This is a genomic window from Afipia clevelandensis ATCC 49720 (assembly GCF_000336555.1).
Taxonomy (GTDB): Bacteria; Pseudomonadota; Alphaproteobacteria; order Rhizobiales; family Xanthobacteraceae; genus Afipia; species Afipia clevelandensis.
Genome location: NZ_KB375281.1, coordinates 1,649,559 through 1,673,438, shown reverse-complemented (window position 1 = coordinate 1,673,438; position 23,880 = coordinate 1,649,559). Strand labels below are relative to the sequence as shown.

Annotated in this window: 26 protein-coding genes; 18 read left to right on the top strand and 8 right to left on the bottom strand. The window is 62.6% G+C overall.

The window, feature by feature from the left end; all coding sequences use genetic code 11:
- Positions 1–2: 2 nt before the first annotated feature.
- On the bottom strand, positions 3–917 hold the full coding sequence (locus HMPREF9696_RS07875; RefSeq protein ID WP_002712444.1) for an ABC transporter permease subunit: 915 nt from the start codon (positions 915–917) through the stop codon (positions 3–5).
- 398 nt (positions 918–1,315) lie between these two features.
- Here HMPREF9696_RS07875 and HMPREF9696_RS07870 point away from each other — a divergent pair, with 398 nt between their 5' ends.
- A complete protein-coding gene (locus tag HMPREF9696_RS07870; protein ID WP_002712443.1) occupies positions 1,316–1,846 on the top strand; it encodes a hypothetical protein in 531 nt (176 codons plus the stop codon).
- Here the strand turns inward: HMPREF9696_RS07870 and HMPREF9696_RS07865 are convergent.
- From HMPREF9696_RS07865 to HMPREF9696_RS07855, 3 genes are read right to left on the bottom strand one after another with little or no spacing between them, the layout of a single operon-like run.
- Entirely contained in the window at positions 1,813–2,211 is a 399-nt protein-coding gene (locus HMPREF9696_RS07865; RefSeq protein WP_002712442.1) for a carboxymuconolactone decarboxylase family protein, read from the bottom strand. The genes HMPREF9696_RS07870 and HMPREF9696_RS07865 overlap by 34 nt on opposite strands.
- 8 nt (positions 2,212–2,219) lie before the next feature.
- Positions 2,220–3,002, bottom strand: coding sequence for a 3-oxoadipate enol-lactonase (pcaD, locus tag HMPREF9696_RS07860; protein ID WP_002712441.1), 783 nt, complete (start codon positions 3,000–3,002; stop codon positions 2,220–2,222).
- 1 nt (position 3,003) lies between these two features.
- Complete coding sequence (locus HMPREF9696_RS07855; RefSeq protein WP_002712440.1) at positions 3,004–4,377, bottom strand: 3-carboxy-cis,cis-muconate cycloisomerase; 1,374 nt, start codon at positions 4,375–4,377, stop codon at positions 3,004–3,006.
- Positions 4,378–4,564: 187 nt separating this feature from the next.
- Between HMPREF9696_RS07855 and HMPREF9696_RS07850 the strand changes: the two genes are divergently transcribed.
- The 14 genes from HMPREF9696_RS07850 to HMPREF9696_RS07785 all read left to right on the top strand — a co-directional run bounded on the left by HMPREF9696_RS07850 (position 4,565) and on the right by HMPREF9696_RS07785 (position 16,867).
- Positions 4,565–5,014, top strand: a complete 450-nt coding sequence (locus HMPREF9696_RS07850; protein WP_002712439.1) for an SRPBCC family protein — start codon at positions 4,565–4,567, stop codon at positions 5,012–5,014.
- 193 nt (positions 5,015–5,207) lie between these two features.
- Positions 5,208–5,693 (top strand): (2Fe-2S)-binding protein, encoded by a 486-nt coding sequence (locus HMPREF9696_RS07845; protein ID WP_002712438.1) that lies wholly within the window; start codon positions 5,208–5,210, stop codon positions 5,691–5,693.
- Positions 5,694–5,717: 24 nt separating this feature from the next.
- Positions 5,718–6,521 carry an FAD binding domain-containing protein gene (locus tag HMPREF9696_RS07840; protein ID WP_002712437.1) on the top strand — a complete coding sequence of 268 codons (804 nt, stop codon included), beginning with the start codon at positions 5,718–5,720 and terminating at the stop codon, positions 6,519–6,521.
- Between the two features lie 22 nt (positions 6,522–6,543).
- On the top strand, positions 6,544–7,452 hold the full coding sequence (locus tag HMPREF9696_RS07835) for an AAA family ATPase (protein WP_002712436.1): 909 nt from the start codon (positions 6,544–6,546) through the stop codon (positions 7,450–7,452).
- A gap of 19 nt (positions 7,453–7,471) precedes the next feature.
- A complete protein-coding gene (locus HMPREF9696_RS07830; RefSeq protein ID WP_002712435.1) occupies positions 7,472–8,665 on the top strand; it encodes a vWA domain-containing protein in 1,194 nt (397 codons plus the stop codon).
- 10 nt (positions 8,666–8,675) lie between these two features.
- A complete protein-coding gene (locus HMPREF9696_RS07825; protein ID WP_002712434.1) occupies positions 8,676–9,005 on the top strand; it encodes an XdhC family protein in 330 nt (109 codons plus the stop codon).
- Entirely contained in the window at positions 9,002–9,712 is a 711-nt protein-coding gene (locus HMPREF9696_RS07820) for an XdhC family protein (protein WP_002712433.1), read from the top strand. Before HMPREF9696_RS07825 ends, HMPREF9696_RS07820 begins: the two co-directional genes overlap by 4 nt.
- Entirely contained in the window at positions 9,709–11,313 is a 1,605-nt protein-coding gene (locus HMPREF9696_RS07815) for an NTP transferase domain-containing protein (protein WP_002712432.1), read from the top strand. The genes HMPREF9696_RS07820 and HMPREF9696_RS07815 overlap by 4 nt, the downstream gene beginning before the upstream one ends.
- 92 nt (positions 11,314–11,405) lie before the next feature.
- Positions 11,406–11,792, top strand: a complete 387-nt coding sequence (locus HMPREF9696_RS07810) for a DUF4189 domain-containing protein (protein ID WP_002712431.1) — start codon at positions 11,406–11,408, stop codon at positions 11,790–11,792.
- 121 nt (positions 11,793–11,913) lie between these two features.
- The gene (locus HMPREF9696_RS07805) at positions 11,914–12,654 is read left to right on the top strand and encodes a TetR/AcrR family transcriptional regulator (protein ID WP_002712430.1); all 741 of its coding nucleotides are present in this window, start codon (positions 11,914–11,916) and stop codon (positions 12,652–12,654) included.
- A complete protein-coding gene (locus tag HMPREF9696_RS07800) occupies positions 12,651–13,427 on the top strand; it encodes an HlyD family secretion protein (protein ID WP_002712429.1) in 777 nt (258 codons plus the stop codon). The genes HMPREF9696_RS07805 and HMPREF9696_RS07800 overlap by 4 nt, the downstream gene beginning before the upstream one ends.
- Complete coding sequence (locus tag HMPREF9696_RS07795) at positions 13,424–14,365, top strand: ABC transporter ATP-binding protein (RefSeq protein WP_002712428.1); 942 nt, start codon at positions 13,424–13,426, stop codon at positions 14,363–14,365. Before HMPREF9696_RS07800 ends, HMPREF9696_RS07795 begins: the two co-directional genes overlap by 4 nt.
- Positions 14,362–15,510, top strand: a complete 1,149-nt coding sequence (locus tag HMPREF9696_RS07790) for an ABC transporter permease (RefSeq protein ID WP_002712427.1) — start codon at positions 14,362–14,364, stop codon at positions 15,508–15,510. The genes HMPREF9696_RS07795 and HMPREF9696_RS07790 overlap by 4 nt, the downstream gene beginning before the upstream one ends.
- Positions 15,511–15,565: 55 nt before the next feature.
- Complete coding sequence (locus tag HMPREF9696_RS07785) at positions 15,566–16,867, top strand: adenylate/guanylate cyclase domain-containing protein (RefSeq protein WP_002712426.1); 1,302 nt, start codon at positions 15,566–15,568, stop codon at positions 16,865–16,867.
- 5 nt (positions 16,868–16,872) lie between these two features.
- On the opposite strand, the gene HMPREF9696_RS07780 is transcribed toward HMPREF9696_RS07785, so the two are convergent.
- The 4 genes from HMPREF9696_RS07780 to HMPREF9696_RS07765 form a co-directional block, all read right to left on the bottom strand.
- On the bottom strand, positions 16,873–18,153 hold the full coding sequence (locus tag HMPREF9696_RS07780) for an MFS transporter (protein WP_002712425.1): 1,281 nt from the start codon (positions 18,151–18,153) through the stop codon (positions 16,873–16,875).
- Between the two features lie 105 nt (positions 18,154–18,258).
- Complete coding sequence (bcsS, locus tag HMPREF9696_RS07775; protein WP_002712424.1) at positions 18,259–19,017, bottom strand: cellulose biosynthesis protein BcsS; 759 nt, start codon at positions 19,015–19,017, stop codon at positions 18,259–18,261.
- A gap of 141 nt (positions 19,018–19,158) precedes the next feature.
- On the bottom strand, positions 19,159–19,620 hold the full coding sequence (locus tag HMPREF9696_RS07770) for a DUF488 domain-containing protein (RefSeq protein WP_002712423.1): 462 nt from the start codon (positions 19,618–19,620) through the stop codon (positions 19,159–19,161).
- Positions 19,621–19,657: 37 nt separating this feature from the next.
- On the bottom strand, positions 19,658–20,461 hold the full coding sequence (locus HMPREF9696_RS07765) for a DUF72 domain-containing protein (RefSeq protein ID WP_002712422.1): 804 nt from the start codon (positions 20,459–20,461) through the stop codon (positions 19,658–19,660).
- 296 nt (positions 20,462–20,757) lie between these two features.
- Between HMPREF9696_RS07765 and HMPREF9696_RS07760 the strand changes: the two genes are divergently transcribed.
- The 3 genes from HMPREF9696_RS07760 (at position 20,758) to HMPREF9696_RS07750 (ending at position 23,808) form a co-directional block, all read left to right on the top strand.
- Positions 20,758–21,870, top strand: a complete 1,113-nt coding sequence (locus HMPREF9696_RS07760) for a glycosyltransferase (RefSeq protein WP_040301258.1) — start codon at positions 20,758–20,760, stop codon at positions 21,868–21,870.
- Entirely contained in the window at positions 21,867–23,372 is a 1,506-nt protein-coding gene (locus HMPREF9696_RS07755; RefSeq protein ID WP_002712420.1) for a glycosyltransferase family 39 protein, read from the top strand. The genes HMPREF9696_RS07760 and HMPREF9696_RS07755 overlap by 4 nt, the downstream gene beginning before the upstream one ends.
- Before the next feature lie 133 nt (positions 23,373–23,505).
- The gene (locus HMPREF9696_RS07750) at positions 23,506–23,808 is read left to right on the top strand and encodes a hypothetical protein (RefSeq protein WP_002712419.1); all 303 of its coding nucleotides are present in this window, start codon (positions 23,506–23,508) and stop codon (positions 23,806–23,808) included.
- Positions 23,809–23,880: the final 72 nt, after the last annotated feature.

Here is a 23,880-nt window from a genome sequence, read left to right as displayed (position 1 = left end):
TCTCAGACTTTTTCGACTTCCGGACGGCCGAGCAGGCCGGTCGGAAGGAAGATGAGGACAACGATCAGAATCGAGAAGGCGGCGACGTCCTTGTATTCGGACGTGAAGTAGGCAGCCCAGAAGGTTTCGATCAGGCCGATCAGCAGACCTCCGAGCATCGCGCCGGGAAGGGAGCCGATGCCGCCAAGGACGGCGGCAGTGAACGCCTTGATGCCGGCGACGAAGCCCATGAAGAAATCGACCACGCCGTAATAGAGCAGATACATCATGCCCGCGACGGCAGCGAGCGCAGCGCCGATGACAAAGGTCATCGAGATGGTGCGGTCGACATCGACGCCGAGCAGCGCGGCCATGGTCTGATCCTGCTCGCAGGCGCGCATGTCACGGCCGAGCCGGGTGCGCGCCACCAGCCACGAGAAGATCGCGAGCAGGACGACGGTGGTGACGACCACGATGATCTGGATGTTGGAGAGCTGAACCACGAAGCCATCGCGCTCGAACAGCGTGTGTCCGCCGGTCACGACGGGCGGCACCGGCTTGACGCGCGCGCCCTGCGAGACCTGCGCGTAGTTGGTCAGAACGAACGACATGCCGATGGCGGACAGCATGGGGGCCAGACGAAACGACTGCCGCAGCGGACGGTAGGCGATCCGCTCGACGGTCCAGCCGTACAGCGCGGTGACCGCCATGGCGACCAGCAGCACCAGCAGCAGGATGACCGGGACGGTGGTCAGCCCGATGGAGACAAGTATCAGAAAGGTGATGAGGGCGATAAAGCCGCCGATCATGAAAATGTCGCCATGGGCGAAATTGATCATGCCCACGATCCCGTAGACCATCGTGTAACCGATCGCGATCAGGCCATAGATCGAGCCGAGCACCAATCCGTTGATGAGCTGCTGGGCGAAATAATCCATGGGCTGCCGTGTTCGAGCAAAACGGGTGACACGTCGAAGGCTCCGGCAGCCGGATCGTCGCGTCGTCCCATTTTCTAACAGTGGGACTTGAGCGCGGCAACCGTACCCGGAGGGGGCGTGGGCAATCTTCCACGACGTTTGCGACGCCGCGAAGGGCCGACATCGGAACCCCCGGTTCCTTTGAATCCGGAAGAGCGCGGCTCCAGGCCGCGAGCCCGGCTGGCCGGGAGGCAGAATCCCCGGTGCGCCGGCGATGCCTTGTCCACAGGGCAGGCGCGCCGTTAAGGTTAAAAAAGGGTTTAAATTGCTGGCCGCCTTTGAGCGGCGTTAGCTCCGCCGATCATCACCGCTGCGCCCGAAAGGCTGCGGCTTTGGCGCAAAGCAGGGGCAGGCTCGGCATGTCGAAGGATTGGCGGATCAGCACGTTCAATGGCGTGCTTCTGGCGAGCTATTTCATCCCGTCATGGAGCATCTCGGCGATGAAAATCTGGATTTCGCCGATCCGCGGCTTTTATGACCGGACCAATATCGCCACCGCGCTGTATGTCAGCGATTTCACCACGCTCTCGTCGATGGGGACGATACGCGTTGCGTGGTTGCTCGCGCTGTCCAAGGTGATCGTGGCGGCGTTCTTTCTGGTTTTTCTGGTGCTGGCTGTTCGCGCAGCGATCCGCAACAAGGGCGGCGCAGATGAAGCGCTGGCTTTCGCGCTCGGGCTCGGCGCATTCATCAGCATGGCGTGCCTGATCGCAGCGTCGAAGGTCGGGGAAATGGCGGTGCTGCGGCTTCACGCCAGCGAGGCATTGCTCCTGATCGGTGCCGCGATCCTGCTGATCATCGACACCGATCCCGCCGCTGAACGGAAGGAGGCGGCGGCGGACACCGCCGTTCCGCATCACGGCTTGCTGTCGGGCAGCCCCAATTCCTGAATCACGTTCGCGGCTTCCTTGACCGCGTGATTGGCGGCAGGGACACCGCAATAGATCGCCTGCTGCAGCAGGATTTCCCTGATGTCGTCCGGCGTGAAACCGCCTTCGCTCAGGGCCGCGCGGACATGAAGGCGGAATTCATCCCATTGCCCGAGCGCCATCATCGTGCCGATGACGAGGACGCGGCGCGTGCGCTCATCGAAGTGCGGGCGCGTCCAGATTTCGCCCCACGCATAGCGCGTGATGAGATCGAGAAAGTCCGCATTGAATGGCGTCCTGCTGGCGGCGGACTTGTCGACCCAGGCATTGCCGAGAACCTTGCGCCGTTGCGCGGTACCTTGGTCTCGGTGTTGATCGTCATCCATGAGCGGTCTCAGCGTTGGGTGAGGAAGCCGACCACGGCTTCGGTGAAGTTGTGGGACTGCTCCACATTTGAAATGTGGGCCGCATCGAGCAGCGTCATGCTCGCATTCGGAATGTGGCTGCGGATGAAGACGCTGGCTTCAACCGGTGTAGAGATGTCATGGCGTCCTGCAATGACCAGCGTCGGCGCCTTGATGCGCGGTAGCAGATCTCGCTGGTCGAGTGTGCTCAAGGCTTCGCAACAGGCGATGTAGCCTTCCACGGGGGATGCGACCAGCATCGCCTTCATGCGCTGGGTGATCTGCGGCTCGCGTTCGCGGAAATCGGCCGTGAGCCATGCCGCGATCACGGCGTCGGCAATGGAAGCGATGCCACTTTCTTTCACCGCCTTAATGCGGTTCAGCCAGTTCGTCGGGTCGGGATAGTAGCAGGATGTGTTGGCGAGGATGAGCTTCTCGATACGTTCGGGTGCATTGGCGCCGAGCCACTGGCCGACCATGCCGCCCATGGACAAACCGCACCAGTGAATCTTCTCGATGTTCAGGTCATCGAGAATCGCCAGCACGTCCTTGCCGAAACGCTCCATCGAATACGGGCCCTTGGGCACGCCGGATTTGCCATGACCCCGCCGGTCGTAACGTACCACGCGATAGAGTTTCGTGAGTGCCGCCATCTGCGGCTCCCACATCTGCATGGTCGCGCCGAGCGAGTTCGACAGCATGATCGTCGGCCCGCCGTCGCGCCCTTCGACAGAAACATTCAGCAGGCACCCGTCGGCGTCGATCATCGGCATGTTATTTCTCCGTAAGTTCTTGCGCGCCGCCGAGCGGCGCCAGCAGGCGATCGATCAGTGTTTGTGCGACGCCCTGATAGGCCATCGGGTTGAACAGCGCTTCCAGTTCATCTGCCGAAATGTGAGCCGTGACGCGCGTGTCTTCAGCAAGGACGTTGCGTAGATGGAGCTTGCTCTCAATGGCCCTGCGGCTTGCGGTCTCGACAAGATGATGGGCTTCGCTTTTGCCGACCTTTTCCGCCAGCGCCATGGAGACGGCTTCCGCCATGACCAGGCCCTGCGTCATGTCGAGATTGGCGCGCATGCGCGCCACATCGACCTCAAGGCCTTCGGCGATCTCGGCGATGGCGGCGAGCGCGCCGGACGTCACCAGCTGAAGGGTCGGCAGCGTCGGCCATTCGGCGTGCCATGGCCCAGCGCTGCGCTCATGATCCTGCACCTGCGCCGCCATGATCGTCGCCGCGAGATTGGGCGCCATGGTCGCCGCGGCCAGCGCGCGTGCCGCGGCCACGGGATTGCGCTTGTGCGGCATGGTCGATGAGCCGCCGCGGCCTTCGCCCGCGGGCTCGAAGGCTTCGCCGACATCGGTCTGCATCATCAGCGACACATCGCGGGCGATCTTGCCGCAGGTGCCTGTGAGAATGGCGAGACTTGAGGCGACATCCGCAATCCGGTCGCGATGGGTGTGCCAGGGCGCATCGGGCAACGGGAGCGACAGCTCCTGTGCAAGCTGTTCGGCGACCTTGAGGCCCTTGTCGCCGAGGGCCGCGAGCGTTCCGGCGGCACCGCCGAATTGCAGCGCCAGCGTTTCGCTGCGCAATCGCTTGAGGCGTTCGCGCGAGCGACCGAGCGCGGCGGCATATTCCGCCAGCTTCAATCCGAAAGGCATCGGCAGGGCGTGCTGCAGCCAGGTGCGCGCCACCACCGCCGTGTCGCGATGCTCAATCGCCAGCTTGGTGAAGCCGGCGATGGCGCGATCGAGGTCCGTCAGCAGGGCGTTGATCGCGGCGCGCAGGCCAAGCATGGTCGCGGTGTCGATCACATCCTGGCTGGTCGCGCCCCAATGGACATAGCGTGCGCCGGCGGGATCGGTGGCGGCGACTTTCGCGGTCAGCATTTTTACCAGCGGGATCGCAAGATTTCCGGACTGAACCGCGGCTTCGGCCAGCGCCGCGCGGTCGAATCCTTCCGCGTGGCAGGCCTTCGCGATGCTGACCACGGCGCTGGCGGGTATGATGCCGACACCGGCTTCCGCGCGCGCAAGGGCGTGCTCGAAATCCAGCATATGCTGCAGATACACCTCGTCATCGCACACGGTGCGCATGGCGGCGCTCGACAGCAGCGGCGCGAGCAGGGGCGGCAGGGACGAACTCATGATGCGCGGACCCTATCCAAGGCTCCGGCGCCTGCCAATAGCGCGATACCTGTGACTGAAAGCACTGCAACACGACAAACGCTTGCAGCCCGATGATTTTGCAACGCTCCCTTCCGCACGATACCCTTTCCTTTGCGATCGCTGTATCCTAATTGAACTGTCGGTACCGGTTGAAGGAGGCATGCACATGGCAATGACGATGACGGGTGAGGTGCAGCTTCCTGCTTCGCGCGAGGTGGTCTGGGCGAAGCTCAACGATCCGGCGGTCCTCAAGTCCTGCATTCCGGGCTGCGAGGAGTTGAATGTCGCCGGCGAGAATCAGTTTGAGGCGGTCGCCAAGATGAAGGTCGGGCCGGTGTCCGCGCGCTTCAAGGGCAAGGTCACCCTGAGCGATTTCGATCCGCCAAACAGCTACAGGATTTCCGGCGAAGGCGAGGGCGGTGTCGCCGGATTCGCCAAGGGCGGAGCGACCGTGGCGCTGGCTGAGAAGGATGGCGGCACGTTGCTGAGTTATAATGTGGAAGCCCAGATCGGCGGCAAGCTGGCGCAGCTCGGCCAGCGGCTCATCAATGGCGCGGCAAAGAAGCTGGCCGACGAGTTTTTCGCGAAATTCGCCGACGCGGTGAAAACGGCCTGAGGCCGTTTGGGCATATCAGCGTCCCGCGCAAATCAAGCCTTCTTGTCCGAAAGCAGGGTGTGGCGAGGTTGCCCATTGCCGCATTGGACCATATTATGAATTTGGAACCATTTTAAATCGCGTTCTGCGCCGCGCCTTCCGTGTACCGGAACGCGGTTTCACGTCGCGCCAAGCCGAAACCAAGAGAGTTTTGATGGCCAAGATCTCACTGATCGTGAACGGTAATCCTGTGACAGGAAAAGTCGATTCGCGTACGCTCCTCGTCCAGTTCCTGCGCGAGCATCTTCATCTGACCGGGACCCACGTGGGTTGCGACACATCCCAGTGCGGGGCCTGTGTCGTGCATCTCGATGGCAAGGCGGTGAAGTCCTGCACCACGCTGGCCGTGATGGCGGACGGTCACAATGTGACAACCATCGAGGGCCTGGCTGCGGATGGCGCACCGCTGCATCCGATGCAGGAAGCGTTCCGCGAACATCATGGATTGCAGTGCGGCTTCTGCACGCCGGGCATGATCATGACCGCGGTCGACCTCGTCCATCGCAAGGGGCATGACCTCAGCGACGAAGTCATTCGCGAAGAGCTGGAAGGCAATCTGTGCCGCTGCACCGGTTACCAGAATATCGTGCTGTCGATTGCGGCCGGCGCCAAAGCGATGGCCAAATCCGATCTCGCGTAACCTGGCGCTCCCGAAGGACATCTCATGTACGACTTCAAATATTATCGTCCGGGGACTGTGCGGCAGGCCGCCAATCTTCTGGTCAAGAACGAAGACGCCAAGCTGATCGCCGGCGGTCACACGCTGGTGCCGGTGATGAAGCAGCGGCTCGCCAGCCCGCCGCATCTGGTCGATCTCAGCCATATCGAAGGCCTCAACACCATCGAAATGAAGGGCCGCAGCCTTGTGATCGGCGCGACCGCGACACATTACGAAGTTGCGAACTCGGCTATCGTCGGCGAAGCGATCCCGGCGTTGGCGGAGCTTGCGGGTCTGATCGGCGATCCTGCCGTGCGCCACAAGGGCACCATCGGCGGCTCCCTCGCCAATAACGATCCGACGGCGGATTATCCGGCAGCCGTGATGGCGCTCGGCGCCACCATCGTCACCAACAAGCGCAAGCTCAAGCCGGAAGAATTCTTCCAGGGTCTGTTCACCACTGCGCTCGAGCCGGACGAGATCATCACCCGCGTGATGTTTCCGCTGCCGAAGAAGGCCGCGTATCAGAAATTCCGCAATCAGGCCTCGCGTTATGCGCTGGTCGGCGTGTTCGTTGCGCGGCGTCCGTCGGATGTCCGCGTGGCGGTCACCGGCGCAGGCGGAGATGGCGTGTTCCGTGTCACCGAATTCGAGGAAGCGCTGAAGAAGCGGTTCTCGGCCAAATCGCTCGACGGGCTGACGGTTGCCGCCGACGGTCTCAACAGCGACATTCACGGCAGCGCGGAGTATCGTGCGCATCTGATCGGCGTGCTTGCGCGCCGGGCCGTTGACGCCGCCACGGCAAAGTAACGCGACTGGAGTTCATCACCTCATGAGCAAGATTCCGGCGTCCGTCGATGCAACGCTCGATCTGCTCACCAGCCGTGGCTATCTGGCGGAGCGTTCGCTCGCGACAGTCGTCTATCTGTCGCTGCGGATGGGCCGCCCGCTGTTTCTCGAAGGCGAGGCGGGTGTCGGCAAGACCGAGATCGCCAAGGTTCTGAGCGCCGCGCTCGGGCGCAAGCTGATCCGTCTGCAGTGCTATGAAGGTCTCGATGTTGCGTCCGCCGTTTACGAGTGGAACAGCGCGGCGCAGATGATCGCCATCCGTCTGGCGGAAGCCAGCGGCGAAACCGACCGCGAGCAACTGTCCGCCGACGTGTTCGCGGAAAAGTATCTGATCAAGCGTCCGCTGCTGCAGGCGCTGGAGCCGGATGTCGCAGGTCCCCCGGTGTTGCTGATCGACGAACTCGACCGTGCCGATGAAGCCTTCGAGGCCTATCTGCTCGAAATCCTCAGCGATTTTCAGGTGACAATCCCCGAATTCGGCACGGTGAAAGCGCCGCAAGCGCCAATCGTGATCGTCACCTCGAACCGCACCCGCGAGATCCACGACGCGCTCAAGCGGCGCTGTCTGTATCACTGGGTCGATTATCCGTCCGCCGAGCGCGAACTGGCCATCGTCAAGTCGCGGGTGCCGAACATCGGCGCGAAGCTGTCGCAGCAGGTGGTCGGTTTCGTGCAGGCGCTGCGCGAGCAGGATCTGTTCAAGGTGCCGGGCGTCGCGGAGACGATCGACTGGGCCACCGCGCTGACCGAACTCGATGCGCGCTCGCTGACCCCGCAGGTGGTGGGCGATACGCTCGGCGCATTGCTCAAATATCAGGACGATATCGGACGCATGCAGGGTCCGGCGCTCGACAAGGTCATCAAGGAAGCCGTCAAGGACCCGGCGGCCTGAACGCAATCCGGACAGTGTCATGACCAATGACATCACACCAGCGACCGGACTGATCGCGGACAATGTCATCGGCTTTGCCCGCGCGCTGCGCGTGGCCGGGTTGCCAATCGGGCCGGGCGCGGTGATCGACGCCTTGAGGGCGATGCAACTGATCGACATCGGCAACCGCGCCGATCTGTTCACCACGCTCGAATCCATTTTCGTCAAACGTCATGAGCATGCGCTGATTTTCGCGCAGGCGTTCGATCTGTTCTTCCGCCGCGCCGAGGGCATGGAAAGCATGCTCGACTCCGTGCCGCTCCCGCCCGAGGCGCAGAAGCCGCCGCCGCCCGCGTCGCGCCGTGTGCAGGAGGCATTCTCGCAGAGCCGCAATATCGAAGGGCCCGAGATCGAGGAGAAGGACGTTCAGCTCTCGGTGTCCGACCGTGAGGTGCTTCAGCGCAAGGACTTTGCGCAAATGAGCGCGGCTGAAATCGCCGAGGTGACGCGCGCCATCGCCAATATGAAACTTCCGCAGGCCGAATTGCGGACACGGCGTTTCAAGCCCGACGCAAGAGGGACACGCCTCGACCTGCGGCGCACGCTGCGCGGCAGCCTGCGGACCGGCGGAGAGATCGTCAAATTCCATAAGCTCGGGCGCATCGACAAGCCTGCGCCGATCGTGGCGCTCCTCGATATTTCCGGCTCGATGACGGATTACACGCGGCTGTTCCTGCAATTCCTTCATGCCATCACCGACGCGCGCAAGCGCGTATCAGTGTTTTTATTCGGCACCCGCCTGACCAATGTGACGCGGGCCTTGCGCGCGCGCGATCCGGACGAGGCGCTTGCGGCCTGCTCGAACAGCGTGGAGGATTGGGCGGGAGGCACGCGCATTGCGACCTCGCTGCATAACTTCAACAATCTATGGGGCCGCCGGGTGCTCGGGCAGGGCGCGACCGTGCTGTTGATCTCGGACGGCCTCGAGCGCGAAGCGGATTCCCGGCTGGAATTCGAGATGGACCGGCTGCATCGGTCCTGCCGCCGCCTGATCTGGCTGAACCCGTTGCTGCGATTTGACGGCTTCGAGGCCAAGGCACAGGGCATCAAAATGATGCTGCCCCATGTTGATGAATTCCGTCCCGTGCATAACTTGAAGTCCATGGAAGGGCTGATTTCGGCGCTGTCCTCGGACCAGCCGCCCCGCCGCATCGAAACCCGCTCCGCAGCTTGAGGATCGCACCATGCTCAACCGCGACGAAGACATTCTGAAGGCCGCCGAGACCTGGATGAAGTCCGGTCACGGCGTCGCGCTGGCCACTGTGGTCGAGACCTGGGGCTCGGCGCCGCGCCCCGCAGGCTCCAGTCTTGTCATCAATGACGACGGCACTTTTCTTGGCTCTGTCTCAGGCGGATGCGTCGAGGGCGCGGTGGTCACCGAGGCGCTGGACGTCATCGCAAGCGGCCAGCCGAAGCTGCTGGAGTTCGGCGTCGCCGATGAGACCGCCTGGAATGTCGGGCTGTCCTGCGGCGGCACCATCCGGGTGTTCGTGGAAAAGGTGGGCAACTCTTGAAACAGGACACGCTGGCTGAACTGAACGCCGAGCGCGCGGCGCGCCGCGCCGTGATTGTAGTGACGGATGTTGTTACCGGCGATCAGCGCCTGATCAAGGCGGCGGACATCGCCGCCGATCCGCTGCGCGACGATCTCGACAGGCATCTGCGCATGGGCAAGAGCGGCATGATCGAGAGCGACGGCAAGAAGCTGTTTCTGAATGTCTATGCGCCCACCGCGCGGCTTGTCATCATCGGTGCGGTCCATATCAGCCAAGCGCTCGCGCCGCTGGCGCAATCGCTGGATTACGATGTCTATGTGGTCGATCCGCGCACGGCCTTCGCATCGCCTGAGCGCTTTCCGGATGTGCCGCTGTTCGCGGACTGGCCGGACGTCGCGCTGCCACCATTGAACATCGACCGCTATACCGCCTTTGTGGCGCTCACCCATGATCCGAAGATCGACGATCCGGCGCTGCTGCATGCGCTGGAGCGCGATTGTTTCTACATCGGCGCGTTGGGTTCGCGGAAAACGCATGCCAAGCGTCTCGACCGGCTGAAGGCGCAGGGCGCGAGCGACGCCGCGCTTGCGCGCATTCATGCGCCCATCGGCCTCAACATCGGCGCGGTCTCGCCGTCGGAAATCGCGGTGGCAATCATGGCCGAGATCACCGCAAGGCTGCGGCTTCCCGCCGATACGCCTCTCAAGACGAAGTCGGCGGCATGAAGTTCGGTCCTGTTAAACCCGACGATGCCCTTGGCGGCGTCACGGTTCACGCGATCCGTCAGGGATCGCTGGTTCTCAAGAAAGGCACCGTGATCGGGGCGGATGAAATCGCCGCGTTGAAACGGTCGGGTGTAAAGGAAATCGTGGTCGCGCGCCTCGATAAGGGCGATGTGTCAGAAGACGAAGCGGCCGCCAGCATCGCCGCTGCGGTGGCGGGCGAGGGGGTCAGTGTCGAGCGAGCCTTTACCGGCCGCGCAAATTTGTTTGCTGCGGAAGCAGGCGTGCTGGTCGTGGATCGCGAGGCCGTCGATCGCATCAACCGCGTCGATGAGGCCATTACATTTGCAACGCTCGCGGCATTCAAGCCGGTTGTTGCCGGAGAAATGATCGCAACCGTCAAGATCATTCCTTTTGGTGTGGAAGCAAAGTTGCGGGACGCGGCCGTGGTGGCGGCCAGCGCCGGGAGGATGCGGGTTGCCCCGTTCACAATCAAGCGCGTCGGTGTTGTCTCCACCATGCTTCCCGGGCTTGCGCCGAAAGTGATCGACAAGACGTTGCGTGTGACCGAAGAGCGCCTCGCACCGGCGGGCGCTCGCATCATTGCCGAGCGGCGCGTTCCTCATGATGAAGCTGCGCTGGCTCCGGCCATTGACGAATTGCTCGGCCTCGGCGCCGAACTTGTGCTGGTATTCGGTGCGTCCGCGATCGCTGACCGGCGTGACGTGATCCCCGCTGCGATCGAACGTATCGGCGGCGCAGTCGAACATTTCGGCATGCCGGTCGATCCCGGAAATCTCATGCTGATCGGCAATGTCAACAACCGGCCTGTTCTCGGCGCGCCCGGCTGCGCGCGTTCGCCGAAAGAAAACGGGTTCGACTGGATTCTGATGCGCCTCCTGGCCAGGCTTCCGGTGACCCGCGCAGATGTGACCGGCATGGGAGTCGGTGGTCTCCTGATGGAGATCGTGACACGCCCGCAGCCGCGTGTGCCGATCGAGTTGGATGGCAACAGGAATGTCGCGGCGATTGTTCTGGCCGCTGGCCGTTCGACCCGCATGGGTGGGCCGAACAAACTGCTGGCCGAACTGAACGGCAAGACGCTGGTGCGGATCGTCGCCGAGCAGGCACTGGCATCAAGAGCCTCGCCGGTGATCGTCGTCACCGGCCATCAGTCCGGCGATGTCGAAGCTGCGCTGAAAGGTCTCAACGTGACATTCGTGAGCAATCCGGATTTTGCCGAGGGCCTTGCGACCTCCGTGAAAGCGGGTGTGAGCGCAGTGCCTGAAAGCGCCGATGGCGCAGTGGTGTGTCTGGGCGACATGCCGCTGATCGACGCCAGATTGATTGACCGGCTGGTGGAGGCTTTTGCGCCGGATCGCGGCTCGCTGATCGTGGTGCCGGTCGCGGGCGGTCGGCGCGGTAATCCGGTGTTGTGGTCGCGCAGATTTTTCCCCGAACTGATGACACTCGACGGTGATATCGGCGCGCGGCATCTGATCGCGCAGCACGCTGAAGCGGTTGCGGAGGTCGAAGTCGAGGGCAAAAGCGCTTTTCTGGATATCGACACGCCTGAAATGCTCGCCGATGCGCGCCGCGCCTGATCGTTCAGGCGTCGTCGTCTTTCCGGTTTGTTCACCAAGTTGAAACGCCCCGGCCCCTAGAGTGTCATTGAGTGACCTCGGGGGAGGGGATTTTGTCGAACGGTACCGTCGCGCGCCTTCGCGCGTTTTTCATTGTTGCTTTGGTTTCAACTTTTGCCACCCATTTCGCCGTTCCGGCTGACGCAGCCGGCGCGCTCGCGATCGGCAAGTGCGGGGCTTACGGACAGGCCTTCGACTATCCTGCCGAGCAAAGCGCGCGGGTCGCCGCGCTCAAGCAGTGCAAAGGCGAATGCTCCGCCGTCACGATGAAGCGCGCCTGTGTCGCGCTCTCGCTCGACATGACCAAACCTTGCGGCGCGCACGGCTATGCCGTGGCTCCGCGCATTTCCAGCGCGCTCAACGAGGCAATGAAGAAATGCTACGCCTTCGGCGGCAAGGAATGTGTGATCCGCGCCTGGGCCTGCGACGCCCGCGGCTGATCGTGCCGGGAAGGTCGCCCTTCGTAGAAACTCGCTAATTATATCAATGTCTTGTATCAATCAGGGATAGAGGATCCAGTTTTCACTTGAATATGACTGACCAGTCAGTCATATTCTTCCCATGACAAAACGCCCCCTGATCGACATCCGGCCCTCGAAGCACGCATCCGAGGATGCGCCTGCGTCCGTGAAAGTATCCGGACGGAGCGCGAAGACGCGCGCACCCGCCGGCAAGCCTGCAGCATCGCGCCCATCCAAGCGAGCGATGGGCGCCACCGAGCGGCGCGCAGCCATCGTTGCCGCAGGGCTTGAGGAATTTACAGCCAAGGGTTTTGCCGCAACCCGCCTCGACGATGTCGCGAAGCGCGCGGGTGTGGCGAAGGGCACCATCTACCTTCACTTCAAGGACAAGGACGCGCTGTTTCAGGAACTGGTGCGCACGGCGCTGGGACCGCTGACCGTGCGCATTTCCAATCCGCCGATCGGAATTGGCGGGAGCTCGGCGCGCGCGGCGATGGAAGCGCTGGCTGAGACGTTCGCGCGCGAGGTGATCGGGACCCGGCGCGCCGACATCGTTCGCATGATCATTTCCGAAGGCACGCGCTTTCCGCAACTCGCCGAGTTCTATTATCGCGAAGTGATCGCCCATGGCATCGGCGGCATGCGCAAGCTGATCGACTATGGCATCGCGCGCGGTGAAATCCGCGATCCGAAGCTGGCGGAGTTTCCGCAACTTCTGGTCGCGCCGATGATTGTCTCCGTGATCTGGCAGGGGCTGTTCGGCAAGCTCGCGCCGCTCGATGTCGCGGCGATGCTGCGTGTTCATCTGGATCTGATTTTTATCGAAGGGAGAGCGGCATGATTGCGTCGCGAAAAGCCGCGCGGGTTGCCGTGCTGATATTGGCCGCCGCGTCGCTGGCTGGTTGCTGGGAGTCGAAGCCCCCCGGTTATCAGGGGTGGGTCGAAGCCGACATGATCTTTGTCAGCCCGGACGAGCAGGGGCGTGTGGTCAAGCTCAGTGTCCGCGAAGGCGACCGCGTCGAGGTCGGTGCGCCGCTCTATGCGGTCGATGACGATCTGCAGCAGGCCGATCTGAACCAGAGCAACGCGACACTGGCCAACGCGCAGCAGGCGTTTGATCGCGCGGCGGCATTGAGCAAGACAGGTTCGGGCACGCAGGCGAATTACGACACGGCGCTGGCCAATCTGCGTGTTGCCGAAGCGCGGGTGAATACGTCGCAGACACGGCTTGAGCGGCGGCGGATGAAGGCGCCAATCGCCGGCACCATCCAGCAAATCTATTTCCGTGAAGGCGAGACCGTCGCCGCGCAGCGTCCGGTGATTTCGATCCTGCCGCCCGGCAACATGAAGGTCCGCTTCTATGTGCCGGAGCCGGAACTGCCGAAGATGAAAGTCGGCGAGGAGGTACGGGTGACCTGCGACGGCTGCCCCAACGACATCACGGCCAAAGTCTATTTCATCGCCACCATGGCGGAATACACCCCGCCGGTGATCTACAGTCTCAGTGAACGCTCGAAGCTGGTATATCTGATCCAGGCGCGGCCGAACAAGCCGGACAGCCTGCGTGTCGGACAGCCGGTCAGCGTCTTCACCGGCAGCAAGGCCGCGCCATGAGCACGGCTGCCGCTCCGTCCGATATCGCGATCGAGGTTCACGGCCTGTCGAAGTCGTTCAACGGGCGGCAGGTGGTGCATGACCTGTCGATGCAGGTGAAGCGCGGCTCGATTTACGGCTTTCTCGGCCCGAACGGCTCCGGCAAGACCACGACCATTCGCATGCTGTGCGGCCTGCTGACACCGGACAGCGGTGAGGGGACCTGTCTTGGCTACGACATCCGGCGCGATGCCGACAAGATCAAGCGGCATGTCGGCTACATGACCCAGCGCTTCAGCCTGTATCAGGATTTATCGGTGCGCGAGAATCTGGAGTTCGTTGCGCGGCTGTACGGAGTCGACGACCCGCGCGAGGCCGCACGCGAGATGATCAAGCGCATCGGCTTGACCGGACGCGAGGAGCAACTGGCCGGTGAACTCTCCGGCGGCTGGAAGCAGCGGCTGGCGCTCGGCGCATGCACCTTGCCGAACCCGCAACTGCTTCTGCTCGACGAGCCGACGGCTGGCGTCGATCCGAAAGCTCGCCGCGAGTTCTGGAACGAGATTCATGCGCTCGCGGCGGAGGGGCTGACCGTGCTTGTCTCGACGCACTACATGGACGAGGCGGAGCGCTGTCATGAGATCGCCTATATCGCCTATGGCAATCTGCTTGCGCATGGCACGGTGGAAGAGGTCATCGCCAAATCGGCGCTGACCACCTACACGGTGACCGGGGAAGGCCTGAACAAGCTGGCGACCGATCTTGTTGATCAGCCGGGCATCGATATGGTCGCACCGTTCGGGACCAGCCTGCATGTGTCCGGCCGCGATGAAGCCGCGCTGGAGCGCGCGATCGCGCCGTACAAATCGGGCAACGGCACCGTCTGGCACAAATCCGAACCGTCGCTCGAAGATGTCTTCATCGAGTTGATGGGCCGCGCCAAGGATAACTTCCAATGAGTGCAACTGAAACCACCAATGGCGGCATGCGCGGTTTCTGGCAGCGCACTTATGCGATGCTGGTGAAGGAATTCCTCCAGCTTCGCCGCGACCGCGTGTCCTTCGCCATGATCGTGATGCTGCCGATCATGCAGCTTCTGCTGTTCGGCTACGCCATCAATACCACGCCGCGCCATCTGCCGACCGCGGTGCTGCTGCAGGAAGACAGCGACCTCGGACGTTCGATTCTGAAAGCGCTGCAGAACACGGCGTATTTCCGGTTCACGCAACAGGTTCACACCGTCGCCGAATTCGACAGCCTGCTGGAATCAGGCAAGGTGCTGTTCGGCGTCGAAATTCCGCGCGGCTTCGAGCGCGGCGTCCGGCGCGGCGACAGGCCCGCGCTGCTGGTGGCGGCGGATGCCACCGATCCCGTCGCCTCCGGCTCGGCGCTCGGAGCGCTGGGGCAGATCGTGCAGACGGCGCTGGCGCATGATCTGCAGGTGGGCGATCCGCCAGAGATGCCGTTCGAGATCCGTGCCCACGCCCGCTACAATCCTGCCGCCGAATCCCGGCTCAACATCGTGCCCGGTCTGGTCGGCACCATCCTCACCATGACCATGCTGATATTCACGGCACTGTCCGTCACCCGCGAGATCGAGCGCGGCACGATGGAAAACCTGCTGGCGATGCCGATCACGCCGGTCGAGGTGATGCTCGGCAAGATCATTCCCTATGTGCTGGTGGGATTCCTGCAGGCGACGATCATCATCGGCATCGGAACGCTGCTGTTCGGGGTGCCGATCCTCGGCAGCATCGGTGTGCTTGCGGTGCTGTCGACGCTGTTCATCGCGGCGAACCTCTCGATCGGTTATACATTCTCGACCATCGCGCAGAACCAGCTTCAGGCCATGCAGATGTCGATGATGTTCTTCCTGCCGAACATATTGCTGTCCGGCTTCATGTTTCCGTTCGCCGGCATGCCGGTCTGGGCGCAGTGGATCGGGGAGGCGTTGCCGCTCACCCATTATATCCGGATCGTCCGCGCCATCATGCTCAAGGGCGCATCGCTGGAAAACCTGCAGTATGATGCCATTGCTTTGTGCGTGCTGGTACTGTTCGCCATGACCATCGCGGTGACGCGATTCAGGCGAACGCTGGATTGAGCGCGGCCTGTAATCCTGTATCCTTTGACGCAACGTGCAACGCGATGGGGCAGGCATGGGCTGGCTTGGGACGTGGACGGGGAAGACCGAAAGCGAAACGGTGTCGAAAGACTTCCGGCGGACGCTGACGCGGGAAATTCTCCAGACTGAATTGCTCCGGATCAAGGCGCTGATCGCAACGACCGCGCTTTTCACCGTCGTTCTTTGGCTGTTTTACGTCGTCGCACCTGATCAACTGAATCAGCTCTGGCACGGAAATTTCAAGCCGGTCTATCTCTATGCGATTCTGGTTCCGTTTATTCTGTTCGAGCTGTTCGTTCATGCGATGGTCAAGCGGCAGCTTCAGCGCGAGGGCGATCTTCCGGTGTTCCGGCGCTATGCCAGCGTCTTCATCGAGACCAGCATTCCGACCATCGCCCTGGCGCTCCATATCAACAATATGGGCTCGGTTCAGGGTCTCGGGTATGTCGGGCCGCTGTGCTATTTCATCTTCATTATTCTCTCGACGCTGCGGCTCGATTTCTGGCTTTCCACTTTCACTGGTTTCGTTGCGGCGATCGAACTGCTGGGCATGGCGCTGTTCTATTATCCGGATGCGCCGCCGGCGGTTGACTATCATGTCATCCGAAGTCTTGTCGTATTCATCTGCGGCATCCTCGCTGGCGCTGTCGGTGTTCAATTGCGGCGGCAGTTCGAGAAGAGCATCATTGCGGCCACCGCGCGCGACCGCGTGACCAACCTGTTCGGCCAGCACGTCTCGCCGCAGGTGGTCGAGCGGCTGATGGCGGAAGGGACCAGCACGGCGAGCGATATTCGCCGCGTGGCCGTGATGTTTGTCGACTTCCGGAGCTTTACGGCAGCAGCACGGGTTCACAGTCCGCAGGAGGTGGTCGATCGGCTGGACGGCGCATTCGCCGTGCTTGTCGAGATCGTCGATCGTCATGGCGGCATCGTGAACAAGTTCATGGGTGACGGGTTTCTCGCGCTGTTCGGTGCACCTTTTGAAACCGCGGACGCAACCCAACATGCCGTGGCGGCGGCGCGCGAAATGCTGACGGCCATGGATCGGGACAACGAACGCAATAGCTGGCCGCTTCGCATCGGCATCGGGCTGCATTTCGGCGATGTCGTCGCCGGTAGCGTCGGATCGCCCCGCCGCAAGGAATATACGGTGATCGGCGATACGGTGAATTTCGCCTCGCGCCTTGAATCCCTGAACAAGGAATTCAACTCGCGATTGCTGATTTCGTCCGTCGTCCGCGACACGCTCGGCGATGCGTGCAAGGACGCGGTCTCGCTGGGCGAGGTGCCGGTGAAGGGCTACGAGACGCCGATGGCGGTCTGGCGTCTCGGCTGAGTCTGCTATGCGGCTGCCGCTTTCGGATTGGATCGAACCAGCATCAGCACCGTCGCTGCGATCAGGCAGAGGATTCCGGCCGCGAAGAACGCCGGAAGATAGGTCTCGTACAGTGTGCGGGTGAGGCCCGCGCCGAACGCTGCGCTGGCCGAGCCAAGCTGATGGCCGACGAAGATCCACCCGAACACCATGGCGGCGCGCTCCGGCCCGAAATGCTTGGCCGTCAGCTTCACCGTGGGCGGCACCGTCGCGATCCAGTCGAGTCCATAGAACACCGCGAACAGCGACAGTCCATAGAACGAGAAATCGGTGAACGGCAGGAAGATCAGCGACAGTCCGCGCAGGCCGTAATACCAGAACAGCAGCCAGCGGTTGCTGTAGCGGTCCGACAGCCAGCCGGAGATGATGGTTCCGAAGAAATCGAAAATGCCCATCGCTGCCAGCAGGCTCGCGGAGGTGGTTGCCGGAATGCCGTAGTCCGCGCACATCGGAATGAGGTGAGTCTGCACCAGTCCATTCGTGCTCGCGCCGCAGATGAAGAACGTGCCGAACAGAATCCAGAATACCCGGGTCTTCGAGGCATCGCGTAGCGCCGAGAAAGCCGCCGCGACGATCGAGTTGGCGGCGGGCGCCGGAGCGGCCGGGGCCGTGTCGTCATCCCCGACAGGACGCAGCCCGAGGTCCGATGGCCGGTCGGTCATGAACAGCAGCGCATTAAGCGCGGCAAGGGCGAGCATCACGCACATCGTGCCGAGCGCCACACGCCAGCCATAAGCCTCGGTGAGATAGGCCATGATGGGAAGAAAGATGAGCTGTCCGGTGGCAACGCTGGCCGCCAGGATGCCAACCACCAGTCCGCGATGCGCGACGAACCAGCGCGTCGCGACGGTTGCGCCTAGCACCATCGCCGTCATGCCGGTGCCGAACCCGACCACGAATCCCCACAGCGCGATCAGATGCCAGGCTTGCGTCATCGCCAGCGAGGCAAGCAGGCCGACGGCTATGATCGTGAGCGCCGACATCACGACATTGCGCAAGCCGAAGCGCACCATCAGCGCGGCGGCGAAGGGGGCCATCAGGCCAAACAGCAGCAGGCGGATCGAGAGCGCCGACGAAATCTGCGTGGTGCTCCAGCCGAATTCCTTTTCCAGCGGCAGGATGAAGACGCCCGGTGCGCCGACCGACGCCGAACTAATGAGCGCCGTGAAAAATGTCACGGCGACCATGATCCAGCCGTAGTGGATGCCGCGAGCGGCAAGGCGGGCGGAAACCCATGCGGAAATCATTTCGTATTCCTGGCGGACAATCGGGAGCAGGCTTTTACAGTATGATGCGGGTCATACCGTTCAACCCGTGGTGCATTAGACTTTCGTGGTCGCTGAGGTCCGGCTTTAGCGGCGGGTCAGTACGCTGAGACGTGCATAAAGACCGGAACGATCACTGTTGTCCGCAACATAGCCCGCGCCGAGCGACCATTCAAACGCGGACCATTTCAGCGAGGTGATATGGGCGCCGATCCGGTACTGGCGATAGACCTGATCGCCGGATGTTTCGATTTCCGGTCCCGCCCAGAAACGGTCCTCAACACGCCAGCCGGCAGCGCCGCGAATGCTGAAATTGGTGCCGATCGTCGATCCCGAGATCGACGATGCGATCATCAGGGTTGGCGTCGGCTCCCACCACAGGTCCGCGCCGACGCGCAGACCCGCGTGATTTCCTCGCAGGCCGTTGCCGGGATCGTCCGGTGAGAAGCGATGGTTCTGCAGATCGAGACCAGCAAACACCTTGATCTCGAAATTTCCGCGCTTCACCCGCCAGCCGGGAAGAATTGATGCCAGCAGGCCGGTGCCGCGAATATCCGTGCCTCCCGAGAGATAGCGATAGGTGCCTTCGGCAATCAGCAGTTTGAGCGTGAAGCCATCCTGGTCGAGGCCGCCGGGCGCCCATTGCACGCCGCCATAGAACGAACCGCCGCTGCGCCACAGATCGAAGCCGCTGAAGTAGAGAAATTTTTCCGGATAGGCGCCGCCACTAAGCTGGCTCGCCGCGGGCAAAAGACCGGTGAGGGGATCGGCAATAGTGGGGGAGCTGCCGCCAAGCAGTGCGGCAACGGCGACGCCAAACGCGTACACCTTCCCGACGCAACGCATGGAGCCCCCAAGCCCCGCACTGAAATGCTTACGTAAAACTACCTAGGAATTAGAACGCCGAAGGGGAGGTTCGTCTAGCGAACGGGCCGCGAACACCCCGGGAACAGGTCCGGAAGATACGGCGGGGGGCCTGTGGATAACTCAGATCTGCGGGGCAACGAGGTCTTCGATTTTCACGCCCTCGCGCTCCTCGATGATCTCGGCGATGAACTTGCGGTGGCAGACGTTGTGGTCGCGCTCATAGCAGAGAATGCAGACCGGTCCGGCCTTCATCACCAGCGCGGCCAGTTCGTCCATCTCGCCGCGCGCCTGCGGGGTCTTGAGGTGGGCGTGATAGATTTTCGACAACGCTTTCATATCTCCGCTGCGCGCCGCGAGGCGGCCTTCCTTCGGCGTGCCGAGACCGCGAAGATGGATGTAGGAAATACCGCGCTCATCGAGGCCCGCCGCGAGCTGGCTTTTGGAGAAGCCGGGCCGGCGTGACGACGCGATGGCGCGCACGTCGACCAGCAGCTTGACCCCGGCGTGCTGCAGTTCATCGAGCACAGCTTTCGCCGGCGTCTGCTCATAGCCGATGGTGAAAAGTTTCCTGGCTTTGGCCATGGGGTCTCCCGGCGCTGCGCGCCTCACGCTCGATTGGTCACTTCACCCGTTCGATCAATTCCATGGCGCCGGCCGGCGCGCGAATCTTCCCTTCGTGGATCACGTAAGCGAAGACGTCGCGCGGCACTTTCTTTGCCGATGCTTTGTCGAAGCGGGGCAAGTCACCGGGCTCGCCGCCCTGCGACCAGAGAGTCAACCGCTTCGCCCACGCATCCAACTCCTTGGGCGGGTAGGCGGTCTTGACCGTATCCTTGCCGGTCTGCAGCCGGGCGTAAACGAAATCGGCGGTTATGTCGGAAATTGCCGGGTATTTGAGATGATCGGCATAGACCACCGCGACATTGTGCCTGCGCAACAGCGCGATGAAATCCGGGTTGCAGAAACTGTCATGACGGACTTCGACCACATGGCGCAGGGCGACGCCGCCGAACGTGCGCGGCAACAGGTCAAGGAAGGCGCCGAAATCGGCTTCGTCGAACTTTTTGGTCGGCGCAAACTGCCATAGCACCGGGCCGAGCCGGTCACCCATCTCCGTGACGCCTGATTCATAGAATCGTTTGATGGAGTCGCCGGCCTCGGCCAGAACCCGCCGGTTGGTGGCGAAACGCGGGCCCTTGACCGAAAAGATGAAGCCGTCCGGGACCTCGCTGGCCCATTTGCGGAAACTTTCAGGCTTCTGCGACCCATAATAGGTGCCGTTGATCTCGATCGAGGTCAGCTTGGAGGCGGCGTAGGACAGCTCCTTCGATTGCGCCAGCTTCTCCGGATAGAACACGCCGCGCCAAGGCGCGAAGGTCCATCCGCCGATACCGATATAAATTTGGCCTGCCTTTTTTGCCATTTTCCTGCGTTCCCTGGGGCCCTTGCGGAAGGCCGGACCCATACCTATTTAGCTTCTAACGGCGATGTTGCAGCCTTTAAGCTCCATTGCCGGAACGACCACGAGAAGACGCCGTGAGATGTTGAGCGCGCCGGATGTACGCGCTGCCTTGAGTCTCACCGGCTCCCTCCGTGGTCGTTGGCATTTCTGGACCTTTCGAGGCCGATAGCCACCCGCTTTCCCATATACTTCATATGAAGCGTGTTGCGGGAGGGCGGCTTGGCATCGTCGGTGACCCCGGATATACGCTGGGGCCCATGACTGAGGCCATCTCACCCGAGGCGGCGCCCGCGCGTCAATTGTGCGTTGTGGTGCCTACTTTCAAAGAGCGCGACAACGTCCCCCGGCTTTTCGCAAAGCTGGACGCCGCGCTGGCCGGAATCGCGTGGGAAGTCATCTTTGTCGATGACAATTCTCCCGACGGGACCTGGGAGGTGGCGCGGCAACTGGCCCAGACCGATTCCCGCGTGCGCTGTATCCGCCGCATCGGCCGCCGCGGCTTGTCCGGCGCCTGCATCGAGGGAATTCTGGCCTCATCCGCGCCCTACGTCGCGGTGATGGACGCCGACCTGCAGCACGACGAAACCCGCCTGCCCAAGATGCTCGAAATCCTGCAAGCCGGGCAGGCTGAACTCGTGGTCGGCAGCCGCTATGTCAGTGGCGGCGACACCGGCAGCTTCGGCAGCACGCGCCTCGGCGGCAGCGTGTTCGCGACCAACATCGCCAAAAAGCTGCTGCATATCGAGGTCGCCGATCCAATGAGCGGCTTCTTCATGCTCCGCCGCGACCGCTTCGAGCAGCTTGCGCCGTCGCTTTCGGTTCAGGGCTTCAAGATTCTGCTCGACATCATTGCAACCGCCGGCGGAAAGCTCCGCATTGTCGAAGTGCCGTTTTCGTTCGGCGCACGGCTGCATGGCGAGAGCAAGCTGGACTCGATGGTGGTGCTCGACTTCCTCGGACTGGTGCTGGCCAAGATGACCGGCGATCTGGTGTCGCTGCGCTTTCTGCTGTTCGCGCTGGTCGGCGGTGTTGGCCTCGGCGTGCATTTGCTCACCCTTTACTCCGCGCTCGCGCTCAAGGTGCCGTTCGCGGAGGCGCAGGGTCTCGCCGCGTTCGTCGCGATGACCGGAAACTTCCTTCTCAACAACCGGCTGACCTATCGCGATCAGCGTTTGAAGGGCTTTGCCTTGCTGCGTGGGTTGCTCCTGTTCTATCTGGTTTGCAGTGTCGGCCTGCTTGCCAATGTTGGCGTTGCGGCGACCGTTTTCGATCAGGAGCCGATCTGGTGGCTGGCGGGCGTCGCCGGTGCGCTGATGGGCGTGGTCTGGAATTACGGCGTCTCCAGTCTCTTCGTCTGGCGCGCAAAATGATCTCCTCCGAGGCGAAGCTGGCCCGCGGCACGATCATCACCGTGGCCGCGCTTGTGGTGCTTCGCCTGATCGCGGCCGCGGTCACGCCGCTGACCTTTGACGAAGCCTACTACTGGACATGGGCGAAGCATCTGTCCGGCGGCTATTACGATCATCCGCCGATGGTGGCGGTGGTGATCCGTCTCGGCATCATGATCGCGGGCGACACCGGCTTCGGCGTGCGGATGGTGTCGACCCTGCTCGCACTGCCGATGAGCTGGGCGATCTATCGCGCCGCTCAAATCCTGTTTGCCGATGCCCGCATCGCAGCCGCGTCGGCGATCTTTCTCAATGCCACGCTGATGGCGTCGGTCGGCACGACCATTGTCACGCCGGATGCGCCGCTGATCGTGGCCGCGAGCTTCGTCCTCTATACGCTTGCCAAGGTCTGGCAAAGCGGCCGCGGGGTTTGGTGGCTCGCGGTCGGCGTTGCGGTCGGATGCGGCCTGCTGTCGAAGTACACCGCGCTGTTCTTCGGCGCGCAGATTCTGCTGTGGCTGCTGCTGATGAAGGACCAGCGGCGCTGGCTGGCCTCGCCATGGCCCTATCTCGGCGGCGTCGTCGCCTTCGCGATCTTCGCGCCGGTGATCCTGTGGAATGCCGATCACGAATGGGTGTCGCTGATCAAGCAGATCGGCCGCGCGCGTGTCGAGGGCATCACACTGAAGTATCTCGGCGAGATGATCCCGACGCAGTTCGCATTCGCGACGCCGTCGGTCTTCATCCTCGGCGTGTTCGGGCTGTATGCGCTGGCGAAGGGGAGGGCGAGGAACGCTGCGGGCGCCGCGCTGGTCAGCATCAGCGTGTGGATGATCTTCCTCTACTTCGTCTGGCATTCGCTGCATGCCCGCGTCGAGGCCAACTGGCTCGGACCGATCTATCCCGCATTCGCCGTAGCTGCGGCCTATGCGGCATGGGGCACGACATGGAATCCGCGTGAGCAGCGGACCATGAACCGGTCGCGCAAGCTCGCGCTGCCGGTCGGCGTTGCGCTGTTCGTGGTGCTGATCGTGCAGACCAATACCGGACTGTTCACCGGCTTTCGCCGCGACGCCACCGTGCGTAGCGTCGGCGTGGGCTGGCCGCAGATGGCGCAGGAGATCGAAGCGCTGCGCATCAAACATGACGCGAATTGCGTGATGGCGGCGGATTACGGCACCACGTCCTGGCTGATGTTCTATCTGCCGAAGGGCACCTGCGTCGCGCAGTATCAGCAGCGCTATCGCTGGACCTTCCTGGATGAGCCCGACGCGAATCTCTTGAAGGGCAGGGCGATCCTGATCGGTCCTGTCGGCGGGATAACTCCGCCGCGCGCCAACTATGCGCGGGTCGAAAAACTCGCCGACCTGTCCCGCAAGCGCAGCGGCGTTGCGGTCGAGACCTATCAGGCGGATCTGCTCGAAGATCCGCGCGGTGAGGTGCTCGATCGCAGAAAGCCGCCGGAGCTTGGCGGGCCGGTCTGAACCCGCCGCGTCTCTCATTCAAAACCGTCACGCTTCGCTCATGATTTGCGCGCAATGCGCAGAAATGATGCGGGAACGGCTTTGACGGGCATTGAGTTGGCCCCGTACCATCGGTCCATCCAGGGAGACATCCATGGGCAAGGCTGCGTTGATCGCGATCGCTGTTGCCGTCTGCGCGGACCCCGCTTTCGCGCAGGGAACCGAGCAGGAACGCGAGGCCTGCACGCCCGACGCCATGCGCCTGTGCGGGCAATACATTCCCGATGCCGACCGCATCACCGATTGCCTGCGCAATTCCGGACCGCGCCTGAGCCCGGCCTGTTACGCGGTGTTTTATCCGCCGCGCGTGGTGACCCAGACGCCGCCGCGCGCCGGCGCGCAACCGCCCCGCCGGATGCCGCCGCCGCCACCGCCCGAGGACGATGACGACGACTGACGGGAACCCGGCTTTACGATTTGCCATACATCTGCCGGGACTTAATCCGCATTTAACTAAAAGTCGCCTTAA

Excerpts from the sequence above, each read along its gene's own strand:
- HMPREF9696_RS07790 (WP_002712427.1), top strand. The coding sequence starts at position 14,362 with ATGAGTGCAACTGAAACCACCAATGGCGGCATGCGCGGTTTCTGGCAG.
- HMPREF9696_RS07800 (WP_002712429.1), top strand. The coding sequence starts at position 12,651 with ATGATTGCGTCGCGAAAAGCCGCGCGGGTTGCCGTGCTGATATTGGCC.
- HMPREF9696_RS07830 (WP_002712435.1), top strand. The coding sequence starts at position 7,472 with ATGACCAATGACATCACACCAGCGACCGGACTGATCGCGGACAATGTC.
- HMPREF9696_RS07750 (WP_002712419.1), top strand. The coding sequence starts at position 23,506 with ATGGGCAAGGCTGCGTTGATCGCGATCGCTGTTGCCGTCTGCGCGGAC.
- HMPREF9696_RS07765 (WP_002712422.1), bottom strand. The coding sequence starts at position 20,461 with ATGGCAAAAAAGGCAGGCCAAATTTATATCGGTATCGGCGGATGGACC.
- HMPREF9696_RS07845 (WP_002712438.1), top strand. The coding sequence starts at position 5,208 with ATGGCCAAGATCTCACTGATCGTGAACGGTAATCCTGTGACAGGAAAA.
- pcaD (WP_002712441.1), bottom strand. The coding sequence starts at position 3,002 with ATGCCGATGATCGACGCCGACGGGTGCCTGCTGAATGTTTCTGTCGAA.
- HMPREF9696_RS07760 (WP_040301258.1), top strand. The coding sequence starts at position 20,758 with ATGACTGAGGCCATCTCACCCGAGGCGGCGCCCGCGCGTCAATTGTGC.
- bcsS (WP_002712424.1), bottom strand. The coding sequence starts at position 19,017 with ATGCGTTGCGTCGGGAAGGTGTACGCGTTTGGCGTCGCCGTTGCCGCA.
- HMPREF9696_RS07865 (WP_002712442.1), bottom strand. The coding sequence starts at position 2,211 with ATGGATGACGATCAACACCGAGACCAAGGTACCGCGCAACGGCGCAAG.
- HMPREF9696_RS07835 (WP_002712436.1), top strand. The coding sequence starts at position 6,544 with ATGAGCAAGATTCCGGCGTCCGTCGATGCAACGCTCGATCTGCTCACC.
- HMPREF9696_RS07855 (WP_002712440.1), bottom strand. The coding sequence starts at position 4,377 with ATGAGTTCGTCCCTGCCGCCCCTGCTCGCGCCGCTGCTGTCGAGCGCC.
- HMPREF9696_RS07825 (WP_002712434.1), top strand. The coding sequence starts at position 8,676 with ATGCTCAACCGCGACGAAGACATTCTGAAGGCCGCCGAGACCTGGATG.
- HMPREF9696_RS07805 (WP_002712430.1), top strand. The coding sequence starts at position 11,914 with ATGACAAAACGCCCCCTGATCGACATCCGGCCCTCGAAGCACGCATCC.
- HMPREF9696_RS07875 (WP_002712444.1), bottom strand. The coding sequence starts at position 917 with ATGGATTATTTCGCCCAGCAGCTCATCAACGGATTGGTGCTCGGCTCG.
- HMPREF9696_RS07755 (WP_002712420.1), top strand. The coding sequence starts at position 21,867 with ATGATCTCCTCCGAGGCGAAGCTGGCCCGCGGCACGATCATCACCGTG.
- HMPREF9696_RS07850 (WP_002712439.1), top strand. The coding sequence starts at position 4,565 with ATGGCAATGACGATGACGGGTGAGGTGCAGCTTCCTGCTTCGCGCGAG.
- HMPREF9696_RS07785 (WP_002712426.1), top strand. The coding sequence starts at position 15,566 with ATGGGCTGGCTTGGGACGTGGACGGGGAAGACCGAAAGCGAAACGGTG.
- HMPREF9696_RS07770 (WP_002712423.1), bottom strand. The coding sequence starts at position 19,620 with ATGGCCAAAGCCAGGAAACTTTTCACCATCGGCTATGAGCAGACGCCG.
- HMPREF9696_RS07780 (WP_002712425.1), bottom strand. The coding sequence starts at position 18,153 with ATGATTTCCGCATGGGTTTCCGCCCGCCTTGCCGCTCGCGGCATCCAC.
- HMPREF9696_RS07870 (WP_002712443.1), top strand. The coding sequence starts at position 1,316 with ATGTCGAAGGATTGGCGGATCAGCACGTTCAATGGCGTGCTTCTGGCG.
- HMPREF9696_RS07840 (WP_002712437.1), top strand. The coding sequence starts at position 5,718 with ATGTACGACTTCAAATATTATCGTCCGGGGACTGTGCGGCAGGCCGCC.
- HMPREF9696_RS07815 (WP_002712432.1), top strand. The coding sequence starts at position 9,709 with ATGAAGTTCGGTCCTGTTAAACCCGACGATGCCCTTGGCGGCGTCACG.
- HMPREF9696_RS07795 (WP_002712428.1), top strand. The coding sequence starts at position 13,424 with ATGAGCACGGCTGCCGCTCCGTCCGATATCGCGATCGAGGTTCACGGC.